The organism is Streptomyces sp. NPDC003456, assembly GCF_042878735.1.
Taxonomy (GTDB): domain Bacteria; phylum Actinomycetota; class Actinomycetes; order Streptomycetales; family Streptomycetaceae; genus Streptomyces.
Window position 1 is genome coordinate 1,207,081 of record NZ_JBIAOK010000001.1, and the last position, 14,180, is coordinate 1,221,260.

At 72.8% G+C, this 14,180-nt stretch carries 14 protein-coding genes; 3 read left to right on the plus strand and 11 right to left on the minus strand.

From position 1 onward, the window contains the following. Positions 1-58: 58 nt before the first annotated feature. The 11 genes from hpnE to ACFYWG_RS05060 form a co-directional block, all read right to left on the minus strand. Positions 59-1,471 carry a hydroxysqualene dehydroxylase HpnE gene (hpnE, locus tag ACFYWG_RS05010; RefSeq protein WP_383504917.1) on the minus strand — a complete coding sequence of 471 codons (1,413 nt, stop codon included), beginning with the start codon at positions 1,469-1,471 and terminating at the stop codon, positions 59-61. Continuing rightward, positions 1,468-1,602 (minus strand): DUF6380 family protein, encoded by a 135-nt coding sequence (locus tag ACFYWG_RS05015; protein ID WP_385421397.1) that lies wholly within the window; start codon positions 1,600-1,602, stop codon positions 1,468-1,470. Before ACFYWG_RS05015 ends, hpnE begins: the two co-directional genes overlap by 4 nt. Continuing rightward, positions 1,599-2,549 (minus strand): presqualene diphosphate synthase HpnD, encoded by a 951-nt coding sequence (hpnD, locus tag ACFYWG_RS05020; protein ID WP_376324524.1) that lies wholly within the window; start codon positions 2,547-2,549, stop codon positions 1,599-1,601. Before hpnD ends, ACFYWG_RS05015 begins: the two co-directional genes overlap by 4 nt. Then, on the minus strand, positions 2,546-3,448 hold the full coding sequence (gene hpnC / locus ACFYWG_RS05025) for a squalene synthase HpnC (RefSeq protein WP_385421394.1): 903 nt from the start codon (positions 3,446-3,448) through the stop codon (positions 2,546-2,548). The genes hpnD and hpnC overlap by 4 nt, the downstream gene beginning before the upstream one ends. 358 nt (positions 3,449-3,806) lie before the next feature. Continuing rightward, complete coding sequence (locus tag ACFYWG_RS05030) at positions 3,807-4,592, minus strand: ABC transporter ATP-binding protein (protein ID WP_383504929.1); 786 nt, start codon at positions 4,590-4,592, stop codon at positions 3,807-3,809. After that, complete coding sequence (locus ACFYWG_RS05035) at positions 4,585-5,514, minus strand: ABC transporter permease (RefSeq protein ID WP_383504932.1); 930 nt, start codon at positions 5,512-5,514, stop codon at positions 4,585-4,587. The genes ACFYWG_RS05030 and ACFYWG_RS05035 overlap by 8 nt, the downstream gene beginning before the upstream one ends. A gap of 108 nt (positions 5,515-5,622) precedes the next feature. After that, the gene (locus tag ACFYWG_RS05040) at positions 5,623-6,495 is read right to left on the minus strand and encodes a glycosyltransferase family 2 protein (RefSeq protein ID WP_383504966.1); all 873 of its coding nucleotides are present in this window, start codon (positions 6,493-6,495) and stop codon (positions 5,623-5,625) included. Between the two features lie 5 nt (positions 6,496-6,500). Further along, complete coding sequence (locus ACFYWG_RS05045) at positions 6,501-7,280, minus strand: CDP-alcohol phosphatidyltransferase family protein (RefSeq protein WP_383504935.1); 780 nt, start codon at positions 7,278-7,280, stop codon at positions 6,501-6,503. Then, a complete protein-coding gene (locus ACFYWG_RS05050; RefSeq protein WP_376324510.1) occupies positions 7,258-8,319 on the minus strand; it encodes an iron-containing alcohol dehydrogenase family protein in 1,062 nt (353 codons plus the stop codon). The genes ACFYWG_RS05045 and ACFYWG_RS05050 overlap by 23 nt, the downstream gene beginning before the upstream one ends. Beyond that, positions 8,307-9,059 carry a sugar phosphate nucleotidyltransferase gene (locus tag ACFYWG_RS05055; RefSeq protein WP_376324508.1) on the minus strand — a complete coding sequence of 251 codons (753 nt, stop codon included), beginning with the start codon at positions 9,057-9,059 and terminating at the stop codon, positions 8,307-8,309. The genes ACFYWG_RS05050 and ACFYWG_RS05055 overlap by 13 nt, the downstream gene beginning before the upstream one ends. Next, positions 9,056-10,879, minus strand: a complete 1,824-nt coding sequence (locus ACFYWG_RS05060; RefSeq protein ID WP_389199334.1) for a DUF5941 domain-containing protein — start codon at positions 10,877-10,879, stop codon at positions 9,056-9,058. The genes ACFYWG_RS05055 and ACFYWG_RS05060 overlap by 4 nt, the downstream gene beginning before the upstream one ends. A gap of 278 nt (positions 10,880-11,157) precedes the next feature. Between ACFYWG_RS05060 and galE the strand changes: the two genes are divergently transcribed. From galE to idi, 3 genes are all read left to right on the plus strand, one after another. After that, positions 11,158-12,129, plus strand: a complete 972-nt coding sequence (gene galE / locus ACFYWG_RS05065; RefSeq protein WP_389199336.1) for a UDP-glucose 4-epimerase GalE — start codon at positions 11,158-11,160, stop codon at positions 12,127-12,129. Positions 12,130-12,274: 145 nt separating this feature from the next. After that, complete coding sequence (locus ACFYWG_RS05070) at positions 12,275-13,210, plus strand: cation diffusion facilitator family transporter (protein ID WP_376324500.1); 936 nt, start codon at positions 12,275-12,277, stop codon at positions 13,208-13,210. Positions 13,211-13,507: 297 nt separating this feature from the next. Then, a complete protein-coding gene (idi, locus tag ACFYWG_RS05075; RefSeq protein WP_376324497.1) occupies positions 13,508-14,101 on the plus strand; it encodes an isopentenyl-diphosphate Delta-isomerase in 594 nt (197 codons plus the stop codon). Positions 14,102-14,180: the final 79 nt, after the last annotated feature.

The following is a 14,180-nucleotide window of genomic DNA, read 5'->3' on the forward strand; positions in this document are numbered from 1 at the left end:
CCTCTTGTTGCGGTGCCGGAGGTGCGGGGGCCGCCTGCCGCGTCGTGCCGAGCGAGCATCACGCCGCCTCCTCGAACGCGAAGAGGTGCTGCGGGCGGGGCCGGCCCAGGGCGCCCAGCACGGCGTCCGCCGCGCTCACGCCGCTGCGGACCGCACTCTCCATGGTCGCGGGCCACCCGGTGGCGGTCCACGCTCCGGCCAGGTACAGGCCGGGTGCCTTGGTGCGGGCACCGGGCCTGAGGCGCCCGACGCCGGGGGTGGGAGCGAACGTCGCGGTCCGCTCCCGGGTGACGAAGAAGTCCCTCACCGCCGCGCCCCGGGCCCGCGGCAGCAGCCGCTCCAGCTCGGGCAGGTACCGCTCGCGCAGCACCGCCACGGGCGCGTCGATCTCGTCCTGTGCGGCCGACTGGGACACGGCGAGGTACTGGCCCTCGCGCAGCCCCGACGCAGCGGTCCGGTCGAACACCCACTGCACGGGGCTGCCCAGGGCGGTGAAGAAGGGCCGGGTGAGCACCCTGCGGTCGTACACCACGTGGACGTTGAGGATGGGTGCGGTGCCGATCTGCAGGAGCCGCTCGGGGGCGTCCAGGGCGCCTTCGGGCAGCAGCCCGTGCGCCTCGCGCTGCGGTACGGCGAGCACCACCGCGTCGGCGTCGAGCCCCTCGCCGGGGATCTCGACGTCCCAGCGGCCGTCCGGCCGGGCGGCGACGGAGGTGACGCGGGTGCGCAGTTCGGTGCGCACGCCGGCGGAGTCGAGGGCCTTGCGGGCCAGCCCGTCGTGGAGGTCGCCGAGCGGGACGCTCGCCCAGCCGATGTCGGCCGCGCCCGGGTCGGACAGCAGGCCCGTCCTGAACACCATGGCGGCCAGGGCCAGGGAGGAGTCGGCGGCGACGGCGTTGAGGGTGGCGACCCCGACCAGGTCCCACAGCGCCTCGACGGCGCGGGCCGACTGGCCGTGCGCGGCCAGCCAGCTGCCGAAGTCCTGCGCGTCCAGCGCCGGGTCGGCCGGGTCGAGGTTCTTCAGGGCGAGCGCGGCGCGGCCGACCCTGGCGCGTTCGGCGAGCGAGAGGTGCGGATAGGTGGCGAGGCTGCGGCCCAGGTGCAGCGGCACGGGCAGGGCGTCGCGCCGCAGCCTGCCCAGCCGCCGGCCCTCGGGGCGGTCGGCGTCCAGGACGGGTACGTCGAGCCGGTGCTGCAACGGGGCCAGGGCCGCGCCCTCGATGCGGTCGAGGAACCAGCGGTAGGCGGTGCAGCAGCGCAGGTAGACGTGCTGTCCGTTGTCGACGGTCAGGCCGTCGCGCCGGAAGGAGAAGGCCAGGCCGCCCAGCCGGGGCCTGCCCTCCAGCAGTGTGACGCGCACGCCGGCGTCGGCGAGGGCGAGCGCGGTGGTGACACCGGCGAGCCCGCCGCCCACCACGACGGCGTGCCGTCCGTCCGCGGCCGGTCCGTGGGACCGCGTGCCGTGGGTCATCGCACCCCCTCCCCCGCGCGGCGGCCGGGCCGCGCGATGCCCGCGCGGGAGGCCGTCTGTGTCAGGGACGCACCCCCGGGCCGGAGGGTTGCCCGCCGTTTCGCGTCGGCGGCGGCTCCTTCCCCGCTCACACCCGCCTCCTGACGGCCCGTCGCGTGACGTGCCGGGCGTCGAGACCCGACAGACCGCGCACGGCCACGTACGCCTTCTCGCGCCCCGGCAGGGAGACCCGGCCGCGCAGCACCGCCTCCGGGTCGCGCTCGATGCGGTCCAGGAGGCGGCGGTAGATGCCGGCCATGGCGGCGACGCAGGCGCCGCTGCGCCGGTCGAGCATGGGCAGCAGCCGGTAGCCCTCGGCGAACAGGGCGCGGGCCCGGCGCACCTCGAAGTGCACGAGCCCCGCGAAGTCCGAGCCCTCGGGCGGCCGGGGCCCGCTGAAACCGGCGGAGCAGCCGAACTTGGCGAGGTCGTCGGCGGGCAGGTAGGTGCGTCCGCCCTCGGCGTCCTCGCGGACGTCGCGGAGGATGTTGGTGAGCTGGAGCGCGAGACCGAGCGTGTCGGCGTATTCCGGCGCGCGGTCGACGCCACGCGCCCCCGGTTCGGTGCCGAAGACGCCCAGCGACAGCCGTCCGATGGCGCCGGCCACACAGCGGCAGTAGACCTTCAGATCGTCCCAGGTCTCGTACGTCTCGCCGCGGACGTCCATCTGGACGCCGTCGATCAGCTCGTCCAGGCCGCCCAGCGGGATCGGGAAGTGCGAGGCGGCGTGCGTGAGGGCGACGGCGACCGGGTCGGTGTCGTCCTCGCCGACCCCGCCCTCGCGGATCCGGGTGAGCAGCGCTCGCGTCTCCTCCAGCCGGGCCACCTTGACCTCGCCGGCGAGCGGGCCGTCGCCGATGTCGTCGACGCGCCGCGAGAACGCGTAGAGCGCCGACATGGCGCGGCGCTGGGGCGTCGGCAGCAGGCGGATGCCGTAGGCGAAGTTGCGGGCCTGCCGCCCGGTGACGGCCTCGCAGTAGCTGTAGGCGGCGAGTACCGGTGCGGACGTGCGTGGGTCGGATTCCACGGTCCGGATCACCCCTCTCCTCGCAGGATCACGCCCGCCTCGCGCAGCACCTGCAGCTTGCCGGGCTCGGGCGGGCCGGGAAGTACGTCGAAGTCGGCGGCGGCGATCGCCCGCAGTGCCGCCCTGCCCCCCGCCACGAAACCCGCGAGCAGCAGCCTCAGCCTGCCGTGGACGCTGCCCACCAGGGGCGCTCCCTCGTCCAGGAGGTCGCGGGCGCGCTGCGCCTCGTACGCCACCAGCGCGCGGACCGACGCCCCGGCGCTCGCGGCGGCGAGGTCCTCCTCCTGGACGTGGAAGCGCTTCAGGTCGGTGGCGGGCAGGTACACGCGGTCGCGACGGAGGTCCTCGGCCACGTCCTGGAGGTGCTCGACGATCTGCAGGGCGGTGCAGATCATGTCGGAGCGGCGGATCCGCTCGGGCGTCGAGGTGCCGGTGACGGAGAGGACGAGCCGGCCGACCGGATCGGCGGACAGCCTGCAGTAGGCGAGCAGGTCGTCGTAGGTCTCGTAGCGGCTGACCAGCTGGTCCTGGCGGTTGGCGGCGATCAGGTCGAGGAACGGCTCGGGGGTCAGCGCGCGCCGGCGCACGGTCGGCTGCAGCCGGCGCAGCAGGGGGTGACGGGGGGTGGAGTCGAAGACCCTGCGCAGGTCCGCCTCGAAGGCGTCGAGCAGGACGAGCCGGTCCTCGGCGTCTCGCGGGGACACGCCGAGCAGCCGGGCGTCGGCACCGCCGGGGGCGAGGTCGCCGTCGCCGATGTCGTCGACCAGACGGGCGAAGCCGTAGACGGCCATGAGGTCGGTGCGCCAGGCCCGGGGCAGGAAGAAGGGGGCCACGGGGAAGTTCTCACCCGCGGCCTTGTCGAGGGTGGCGCGCTCCGGGTCGGGGGTGCGCGCCGTGCCGGTTCCCGTCACCGCCGGCTGCCCGGTGCGGGGACGGCACGTGCTGCGTGGAGCTGGGGAGTTTCCGTAGCCATCGCCGTCACATCTCCCGTTCTACACTGCCGACCCAATACGCACTATTTCGGACACGCCGCCCGGCCGTCCGCACGGTCCTCCGACGGGCGGTGTCGCGCATTATTGCCCTGATTGCCGTGTTTCGGGACCGGTACAGCTTACGTTGTACAACACGGCACGGTTCGTCAGGGTGGCCCGCACTCCACGGAAACACACCGATCGGCCCCAAGATTCCCGTCATGGGCGGGAGTTGACGCTTCCTTTGCAGACGCCGGGCCCCGCCGGAACAGTTCCGCGGGGCCCTGGCCGGATCGCGTCACTTGCCCGTGAACTTCTCGTACTCCTTGAGCACCTCGTCGGTCGGGCCGTCCATGCGCAGCTCGCCGCGCTCCAGCCACAGGACGCGGTTGCAGGTGTCGCGGATGGACTTGTTGTTGTGGCTGACCAGGAAGACGGTGCCCGCCTCCTTGCGCAGTTCCCGGATCCGGTCCTCGGAGCGCTTCTGGAACTTGCGGTCGCCGGTGGCGAGGGCCTCGTCGATCATCAGGACGTCGTGGTCCTTGGCCGCGGCGATGGAGAAGCGGAGCCGGGCCGCCATGCCGGAGGAGTAGGTGCGCATCGGCAGGGTGATGAAGTCGCCCTTCTCGTTGATGCCGGAGAAGTCGACGATGTCCTGGTAGCGCTCCTTGATCTCCTCGCGGGACATACCCATGGCGAGGCCGCCCAATATGACGTTGCGCTCGCCGGTGAGGTCGTTCATCAGGGCTGCGTTGACGCCGAGCAGCGAGGGCTGGCCGTCGGTGTAGACCTTGCCCTGCTCGGCGGGGAGCAGCCCGGCGATGGCGCGCAGCAGCGTGGACTTGCCGGAGCCGTTGGAGCCGATCAGGCCGATGGCCTCGCCGCGGTAGGCGACGAAGGAGACCCCGCGCACGGCGTGCACCTTGCGCACGCCGCGCGCCGTGTCGTCGGAGCCCCGCTTGAGGATGCGGCTGAGGGCGGCGGTGGCACTGCCCTTGCCGGACTTCGCGCCGTTGACGCGGTAGACGATGTGCAGATCGTCGGCGATCACGGTGGGGACCCGTGCGTCCTGCTGGTCAGCCACGGCCGTACCTCTCCTCCGCCTTCCAGAAGTACACGAAGCCGCCGACGGCGAACAGCACGGCCCAGCCGGCCGCGACCGCCCACACGTGGTCGGGCAGGTACTGCGCGCCGTAGTCGTCGATCAGGGCGAAGCGCATCAGGTCCATGTAGATCGCGGCCGGGTTCCACTGCAGGACGTTGGCGATCCAGGACGGCTTGTCCGCCAGGAAGATCGGGATGGAGAACATCACGCCCGACGCGTACATCCAGGTCCGCATCACGAAGGGCATCAGCTGCGCGAGGTCCGGGGTCTTGGCGCCGGCCCTGGCCATGATCAGCGCAAGGCCGGTGTTGAAGCAGAACTGCAGGACCAGCACCGGCACGATCAGCAGCCAGGACAGGTCCGGGTAGTGGCCGAAGCCGACCGCGACGGCGAACAGCACGATCATCGAGAACAGCAGCTGCTGGAGCTGCTGCAGGGCGAAGGAGATCGGCAGGGACGCCCGCGGGAAGTGCAGGGCGCGGACCAGGCCGAGGTTGCCGGAGATGGCGCGCACACCCGCCATCACCGAGCTCTGCGTGAAGGTGAACACGAACACGCCCGTGACGAGGAACGGGATGTAGACCTCGCGCGACATGCCCCGGTCGGCCTCCAGCAGCAGGCCGAAGATGAAGAAGTACACGGCCGCGTTCAGCAGCGGCGTGGCCACCTGCCACAGCTGGCCGAGCTTGGCCTGGCTGTACTGGGCGGTCAGCTTCGCCCGCGAGAAGGCGAGGATGAAGTGCCGCCGGTCCCAGAGCTGACGTACGTACTCCAGCAGCGAGGGCCGGGCGCCGCTCACGCTCAGCCCGTACTTGGCGGCGAGCTCCTTCGCCGTGAGGCCCTCGTCGGGCGCCGCGGGCGCGCTCAGCGCGACCGCGGCGTCGTGCGTTGTCTCACTCACTAGTGGAAACTTTCGTCTTCGGGATAGGCGGCCTGTGCGGGCCTGCTTGAGCCGGGGCCAGAGTACGGCCCCTTCGACACTCCCGGGGCGGTCCCGGACACGAGCCTGTCAGATGACCGGGGGCCTGCCCAGCCGGGTCAGCCGCCACACCGTACGCCACTTCATCGGACGGCGGGGCCCGCAGGGGGTGGTCCAGCCCTCGCGGAATCCGCCGAACCAGGCCCGCAGTGCCGGCCGCGAGGGGCGGCGCAGCAGGGTGAGCAGCAGCCACACGCCCAGGTACACCGGGACGAGGAGGGCGGGCAGGTTGCGGCGGGCCAGCCAGACGCGGTTGCGGGCGACCATGCGGTGGTACACCGCGTGCCGCGAGGGAGCGGTCGTCGGGTGGTACAGCACCATGTCGGACCGGTAGTCGATCATCCAGCCGGCGTCCAGGGCGCGCCAGGCGAGGTCGGTCTCCTCGTGGGCGTAGAAGAACTCGTCCGGGAGGCCGCCGACGTCGGCCAGGACACGGGTGCGGACGGCGTTGGCGCCGCCGAGGAAGGTGGTGACCCGGGAGGAGCGCATCGGGTCGGAGGCGCGCAGCCGGGGCACGTGCCGGCGCTGGGTGACGCCGGTGTCGGGGTCGGCGATGCGGAAGCTGACGATGCCGAGCTCCGGGTCGGCCTCGAACGCCTTGCGGCACAGTTCGGCGGTGTCGTGGTGCGCGAGCAGCCCGTCGTCGTCGAGGAAGAGCAGGATGTCGACGTCGCGGCCGGCCGGGCCGAAGGCCTCGATGCCGACGTTGCGGCCACCGGGGATGCCGAGGTTCTCGGGCAGCTCGATGGTGCGGACGCCCTCGGGGACGTCCGGGACGGGCGAGCCGTTGCCGACGACGACGACCTCGACCGGGTCGCCGTCCTGCTTGGCGACGGAGTCGAGCAGGGCACGCAGTTCGTCGGGGCGGTTGCCCATGGTGATGATGACGGCCCCGACCTTCATGGCACTCACTTCAGCCTGCTGGAGGCGAGGATGGACACCAGGTGCAGCAGCGTCTGCACCAGGGCGATGCCGGCCAGCACGGCGACGCCGAGGCGCGTGAAGAACAGGTCGCCGCGGGCCTGGTCGACGAGGGCCAGCACCAGGATCAGCAGCGACGCCTCTATGCCGAGGATCAGCCGGTGGAACTTCAGGGCGGCGGCGGCCCGGCGGGCCAGCGCCATGCCGGAGGAGCGCATCTCGGCGGCGGCCTCCTGCACCGGCGGCTTGCCGGCCTGGTGGCGGGCGACGCCGACGAGGTCGGTCTCGGCCTTGATCAGGATGGCGCCGAGGGCGGCGAGGGTGCCGAGGAAGGCCCAGAGCCAGTCGATGCGGCCGCCGCCCCACAGGTCGGCGGCGCGCAGGCCGAAGCCGGTGAGCACCGCGGCGTCGGTCAGGTAGGCGCCGACCCGGTCCAGGTAGACGCCGTTGAGGGAGTACTGCTTCTTCCAGCGTGCGATCTCGCCGTCGACGCAGTCCAGCAGCAGGTACAGCTGGACGCACACCACGCCGAGGACGGCGCCCGGGATCCCCGGCACGAGCAGTGCCGGGGCCGCGAGCACACCGAAGACGGTCATCAGGTAGGTGAGCTGGTTGGGCGTGACCCTGGTGTTCACCAGGTAGCGGTCGACCCGCAGGGACACCTCGCGCATGTAGAGGCGTCCCATCCAGTGCTCACCGCTGCGCCGGTCCTTCACCCCCGCGGGGTGAACGACGGGGCGGAGTTCAGCTACCGATGGCCTTGACATAGTCGGTGTAGGTGTCCTTGATCTGTTCGGTGTTCAGGTCGAGGTGTTCGAGGATGGTGTAGCGGCCGGGCCGGGTCTCGGGCGCGAACTCGACGGCCTTGACGAACTCCTCCGTCGTAAAGCCGATCTCGTCCGGCAGCACGGGCAGCCCGTGCCGGCGCAGCACCTCCGCCATGTACGCCGACTCCTCGTGCGCTCCGCGCAGCCACATCGCGAAGGCCGCACCGAGACCGCACTGCTCGCCGTGGGCGGCGGCCCGCTGCGGGTAGAGCAGGTCGAAGGCGTGGTTGATCTCGTGGCACGAGCCCGAGGCCGGCCGCGAGTCGCCGGAGATCGACATCGCGACGCCGGTGAGGACGAGCGACTCGGCGAGCACCTGAAGGAAGCCGTTGTCACCGACGCCGGCCGGGTGCCGGAGCACCGCCTCGCCCGCCTGGCGGGCCATGGCGGCGGCCAGCCCGTCGATCTTCTCGCCCTTGACGCGGTTGGCCAGTTCCCAGTCGGCGATCGCGTTGACGTTGGAGATCGCGTCACCGATGCCGGCGCGCACGAAGCGGACCGGGGCCTCGCGGATGACGTCCAGGTCGATGACGACGGCGATCGGGTTGGGCACGCCGTAGGAGCCGCGGCCCGCGTCGTTGTCGAGGGTGGCGACCGGCGAGCACAGACCGTCGTGCGCGAGGTTCGTGGGCACGGCGACCAGGGGCAGGCCGACGCGTGCCGCGGCGAACTTGGCGCAGTCGATGATCTTGCCGCCGCCGAGGCCGACCACGGCGTCGTAGCGGCCGGCCTGCATGTCGCCCGCCAGCCGGACGGCGTCGTCGAGGGTGCCGCCGCCGACCTCGTACCAGGTGGCGCCGGGCATGCTCGGCGCGATGCGCTCGCGCAGCCGGGCGCCGGAGCCGCCGCTGACGGCGACGGCGAGGCGGCCGGAGTGCGAGATGCGCTCGTCGGCGAGGACGTACGCCAGGTCGTCGAGGGCACCCGGGCGGATGTCCACGACGAGCGGGGACGGGATCAGCCGGGTCAGTACTGGCACGCGATCTCCCGTCCGCGGGCGAGGTCGTCGTGGTTGTCGATCTCCACCCACTTGACGTCGCCGATCGGCGCCACGTCGATGCGGAAGCCGCGGTTCACGAGCTCCTGGTAGCCGTGCTCGTAGAACTGCTGCGGGTCGGTCTCCCAGACGGTCTTGAGCGCGTCGGCGAGCTCGGCGGCCGCGTCGCCCTCGATGAGGGTGACGCCGATGTACTCGCCGGTGGCCTCGGCGGGGTCCATCAGCTTGGTGATCTTCGTCATGCCCTTCTCGGGGTCGGCGACGACCTTCATCTCCTCGTCGGCGAGGTCCTTGACCGTGTCCAGGGCGAGGATGATCTTCTTGCCGTCGCCGCGGGCGGCGAGCAGCGTCTTCTCGACGGAGACGGGGTGGACGGTGTCGCCGTTGGCGAGGATCACGCCGTCCTTGAGGGCGTCACGGCCGCACCACAGGGAGTAGGCGTTGTTCCACTCCTCGGCCTTGTCGTTGTCGATGAGGGTGAGCTTGAGGCCGTACTTCGCCTCCAGCGCCTCCTTGCGCGCGTACACGGCTTCCTTGCGGTAGCCGACGATGACGGCGACCTCGGTCAGGCCGATCTCGGCGAAGTTGCCGAGGGTGAGGTCGAGAACCGTGGGCTCGTCCTCTTCGCCCGCCAGACCCACCGGTACGAGCGCCTTGGGAAGTCTGTCGGTGTAGGGGCGCAGACGCCGTCCGGCGCCGGCGGCCAGCACGAGGCCGATCATGCGGGTTCTCCTTCATCGTGTACGGCGGGTGCGCCGACCTGGTGGGCGGCGACCCAGAAGCGGATGCTCTCGACGAGCACCACAAGGGCCACGGCCACGGCGAGGACCGTGAGCGCGACGGTGAACTGTGGGGCGGTGAGCAGCGCGGCGAGGACGGTGACGAGCAGCGTCCGCCCCTCGTGCCCACCGAGGGAGCGCACCAGCCAGGCGGGGGGCGCTCCGGCGTTGCCGCGGATGCGGTACACCGTGTCGTAGTGATGGTAGGCGACCGCCGCCACCAGCCCGAAAGCCGCAGGAAGGGCTCCGTTCACGTCCGCTTTCGAGGCGAGGACGAGCACGGTGCCGTACTCGGCGGCCCGGAACAGCGGCGGGACGAGCCAGTCGAGGGCGCCCTTGAGGGGCAGGGCGACGGCTGCGGCCGAGGTGAGGGCGTACAGGACCGCGGCGGCGACGGGCAGCGCGCTGCCGTACGGCTCCAGGGCCGCGGCCAGCACCAGCAAGGCGGCGCCGGGCAGGGCGACGAGGAACCGGGCGCCGAGCGGCGGCTGGGCGGGCAGCCTGCGCAGCAGCCGGGCGAGGGCCTCGGCGAGGGGTCCGCTGTCGGCGAGGTCGGCCAGGGACCGGGCCGCGCGGTCGGTGCCCCGGGCCGTGCGGTTCAGGGAGCGCAGCACGCGGCCCGCGGTGGTGTACGCCGCGGCGAAGGCGCAGCCGGCGAGCAGCGCGTAGAAGGTGATGCGCGGGGTCGTGAGGGCCGTGAGCACCGCGATCATCGCCCAGCGCTCACCGATGGGCAGGACGATCATGCGGCGGACCCAGACCGTCCAGCCGACGCTGTCGAGCTTGCCGGACAGGGCGGCGGTGGGGCTGGTGTTGGCGCCGGCGCCGGCGCCCACGACGTGCGCCTCGTTGAAGGAGAAGTCCACGACGTGCCGGCAGGTCTGCAGGACCATGGCGCCCAGGGCCAGGGCCCAGACGTCGTCGCCGCCGCGGGCGGCGCCCAGGGCGAGACCGGCGTAGTAGGCGTACTCCTTGGCCCGGTCGAAGGTGGCGTCGAGCCAGGCGCCGAGGGTGGAGTACTGCAGGGAGTAGCGGGCGAGCTGGCCGTCGGTGCAGTCCAGCACGAACGAGGCGATCAGCAGGACGCCGGCCGCGACGAAACCGCCGCGGGTGCCGGTGGCCGCGCAGGCCGCCGCTATGAGAGCGGTGAGCAGGGAGGCGGTCGTCACCTGGTTCGGGGTCAGACCGCGGCGGGCGCACCAGCGGGCGAGGTAGCGGGAGTACGGGCTGATGCAGAAGGTGGTGAAGAAGCCGTCGCGGGCCTTCACGGCCGACTTCAGGCGCACGGCCTCGTCGTCGACGTCCGCCACCGCCTGCCGGGCCTCGTTGCGGGCCTGCGGGTCGGCCGGGACGGCCGCGACCAGGCTGCCCAGCTCGGGGCGGTGGACCTCGGCGCCGTCGGCGTCGAGCGCGGCGAGGACGCGGTCGGCGAGGCTGTCGACCAGGGTGGTGCCGCCGCCGGCGGAGTTCTCGCGGGCCATCGCCCGGGTCAGGGCCTGGCGTCCGGCGGGCCGGGCGGTGACGGCGCCCGGGATCGCGGCCAGCGGGAAGCGGGGGTCGGTCAGGCCCAGCCGCAGGGCGTGCACATGGCCCACGAACCGGGCGTCGACCAGCGCGACCCGCTCGTCGCCCGGGACCTCGGCGAGGAGGGTCTCGGCCTCGACGGCGTCAGCGGCGTACCGGACGTCGAAGCCGAGGGACCGCAGGTCGCCCTCGATCGACGATCCGGGGACCGGCTGCCCGGTGAGGATGGCGGTCGACAACCGAATTCACTCCCTGGGGACCGGCGCTCCGCACCGGTGCTGTACATGATGGGGGCGGCCGCGCCGGTGACTCCCGGGGCGGCATGTCGGCAGAGGCTATCGGATGGCCGGAAGGCCGTGTTCACCGCCCGTTGGGCGGCTCGATCGACGCAGTTCGCCCGAGTCCTTGCCGCGATCATCTTGGTGGATCCGGGGCCCGCCCCACAAACCGCGGCCCGCAGACCGGACATCGGGGACATTGCGGGGGTGCCGGGCCGGGCGGCATAGGGTGGACGACCATGACTTGGCTGATCACCGGCGGGGCCGGCTACATCGGGGCCCATGTGGCCAGGGCCATGACGGAGGCCGGCGAGCGCGTCGTCGCCCTGGACGACCTGTCCGCCGGGGTGCCCGCGCGGCTGCCGTCCGGCGTTCCGCTCGTGCGGGGCTCCTCGTCGGACGGGGAGCTGCTGAAGCGGCTTCTCGCCGAGCACGCCGTGACGGGTGTGGTGCACCTCGCGGCGCGCAAGCAGGTCGCCGAGTCGGTGGCCCGGCCCACGCGGTACTACCGGGAGAACGTGGGCGGTCTGGCGACCCTGCTGGACGCGGTGGCCGAGGCGGGGATCGGGCGGTTCGTCTTCTCCTCGTCGGCGGCGGTCTACGGCGACCCGGGCGTGGACCTCATCACGGAGGACGCGCCGTGCGCGCCGGTGAACCCCTACGGCGAGACCAAGCTCGCCGGGGAGTGGCTGGTGCGGGCGGCGGGCCGGGCGCACGGGATCTCCACGGTGTGCCTGCGGTACTTCAACGTGGCGGGCGCCGCCGCACCCGAGCTGGCCGACACGGGGGTGTTCAACATCGTCCCGATGGTCTTCGACCGGCTGACGCGCGACGAGGCGCCGAGGATCTTCGGCGACGACTACCCCACCCCGGACGGCACTTGCGTACGGGACTACATCCACGTCGCCGACCTGGCGGAGGCCCATCTCGCGGCGGCCCGGCGGCTGGCCGGGGGCGGTGTCGCCGGCGACCTGACGGTCAACGTCGGCCGCGGCGAGGGCGTCTCGGTCCGCGAGCTGATCTCGGTCATCGGCGAGGTCACGGGCGACCGGCGGCCGCCGGTCGTGGAAGGGCGCCGCCCCGGGGACGCCCCGCGGGCGGTCGCCTCGGCGGCCCGGGCGGCCGCGGAACTCGGCTGGACGGCGCGGCGCGGGGTGCGCGAGATGACCGAGTCGGCCTGGCGGGGCTGGCGGCTCCACCACGGCTCCTGATCGCCGCACCGCTCTGACCTGCGGGTCGTTTCCGCAGGTCAGGGCAGATGACAACGGTGTTCAGTGCCGCGTTGCCCATACCCCCTCCCCGTAGTTGACTGGGGTGCCCGGAGACGATCGGGCGGACACAGGAGGGTGACCTTTCATGGGGGCTGGGCACGATCACGGGCACGCGCACGGCGCGGCCGGCGGTACGGCGACCTCGGCGTACCGCGGCAGGCTGCGGATCGCGTTGGCGATCACGCTCGGCATCGTCGTCGTCCAGATCGTCGGGGGTGTGCTCGCCGACTCGCTGGCCCTGGTGGCGGACTCGGCGCACATGGCGACGGACGCGCTGGGCCTGGCCATGGCGCTGCTCGCCGTCCACTTCGCGGGCCGTCCCCCGAGCGAGCGCGCCACGTTCGGCTACGCACGCGCCGAGATACTGGCGGCCCTCGCCAACTGCCTGCTGCTGCTCGGGGCCGGCGGGTACGTCGTGTACGAGTCCGTGCAGCGGTTCCTCACCCCGGCGGACACCGAGGGCCGGCTGGCTCTGGTGTTCGGCGCGATCGGCCTGGTCGCGAACCTCGTCTCGCTGTCGCTGCTGATGCGCGGGCAGAAGGAGAGCCTGAACGTCCGGGGCGCGTTCCTGGAGGTGGCGGCGGACGCCCTGGGCTCGGTGACGGTCATCCTGTCCTCGCTGGTGATCATGTTCACCGGCTGGCAGCCCGCCGACCCGATCGCCTCGCTGGTCATCGCGCTGATGATCGTGCCGCGGACCTTGAAGCTGCTGCGCGAGACGCTGGACGTGCTGCTGGAGGCGGCGCCCAAGGGCGTCGACATGGCCGAGGTGCGGGCCCACATCCTGGCGACGGACGGGGTGGAGGACGTGCACGACCTGCACGCCTGGACGATCACCTCCGGCATGCCGGTGCTGTCGGCGCACGTGGTGGTCAGCACCGAGACGCTGAACGCGATGGGGCACGAGAAGATGCTCCACGAGCTCCAGGGCTGCCTCGGCGACCACTTCGACGTGGAGCACTGCACCTTCCAGCTGGAACCGAGCGGGCACGCCGAGCACGAGGCCCGGCTGTGCCACTGACGCTCGTGCCTGCGGGGGCGGACGGGGCCGGTGGGGCGCGTCCCGCTCGGCGCGCGCCGGGGGACGCGGCCTCGCGGCGCGCGCAGGCGCCCTGACTCCCGTAGGACCCGCCGAGGACGATTTTCGGCCCGGTGGGCCGGGCACGATCCCCTTCCGGGTCCCGCTCTCCGGTTCGCCCGGCGGCGCCGTCCGCGCTCCGTGTCGCCCGCGTGGGACATGCGGGCGGGCAGCGAAGTGCCGGGAGTGCCGGATTCGTACGGCAGACTTGGGGCGCGAAGACCGATGTGAAGGATGGGTATGCCGATCACACCTGCCACCGCGACGCACTCCCCGTCGAACGGCACCGCAGACGCGATTTTGCTGGAACTCGTCGACGAGGACGGCGTGACGATCGGCACCGCGGAGAAGCTCGCCGCTCACCAGCCGCCCGGGCGGCTGCACCGCGCGTTCTCGGTGTTCCTCTTCGACGAGTACGGCCGGCTGCTGCTGCAGCAGCGCGCGCTGGGCAAGTACCACTCCCCCGGTGTGTGGTCCAACACGTGCTGCGGCCACCCCTACCCCGGCGAGGCGCCCTTCGCGGCGGCGGCGCGGCGCACGTTCGAGGAGCTCGGCGCGTCCCCCTCGCTGCTGGCCGAGGCGGGCACGGTCCGCTACAACCACCCGGACCCGGAGTCGGGGCTGGTGGAGCAGGAGTACAACCACCTCTTCGTCGGCATGGTCCAGGCCGTGCTGCGGCCGGACCCGGAGGAGGTGGCCTCGACGGTCTTCGTGACCCCGCCGGAGCTGGCCGAGCGGCACGCCAAGGACCCGTTCTCGGCCTGGTTCATGACCGTGCTGGACGCGGCCCGGCCCGCCATCAGGGAGCTGACGGGCACGTCGGCCGGCTGGTGAGGCGCCCGCCCGGGCCCTGACGCCGGGGACGGGCCCCCGGGGCCCGGGACTTCGTCCCCGGCGCCCCCGTGGTCCCGCG

Coding starts and splice junctions, on each gene's coding strand:
- ACFYWG_RS05070 (WP_376324500.1), top strand. CDS start 12,275: ATGGGGGCTGGGCACGATCACGGGCACGCGCACGGCGCGGCCGGCGGT.
- idi (WP_376324497.1), top strand. CDS start 13,508: ATGCCGATCACACCTGCCACCGCGACGCACTCCCCGTCGAACGGCACC.
- ACFYWG_RS05055 (WP_376324508.1), bottom strand. CDS start 9,059: ATGATCGGCCTCGTGCTGGCCGCCGGCGCCGGACGGCGTCTGCGCCCC.
- ACFYWG_RS05045 (WP_383504935.1), bottom strand. CDS start 7,280: ATGTCAAGGCCATCGGTAGCTGAACTCCGCCCCGTCGTTCACCCCGCG.
- ACFYWG_RS05040 (WP_383504966.1), bottom strand. CDS start 6,495: ATGAAGGTCGGGGCCGTCATCATCACCATGGGCAACCGCCCCGACGAA.
- galE (WP_389199336.1), top strand. CDS start 11,158: ATGACTTGGCTGATCACCGGCGGGGCCGGCTACATCGGGGCCCATGTG.
- hpnE (WP_383504917.1), bottom strand. CDS start 1,471: ATGACCCACGGCACGCGGTCCCACGGACCGGCCGCGGACGGACGGCAC.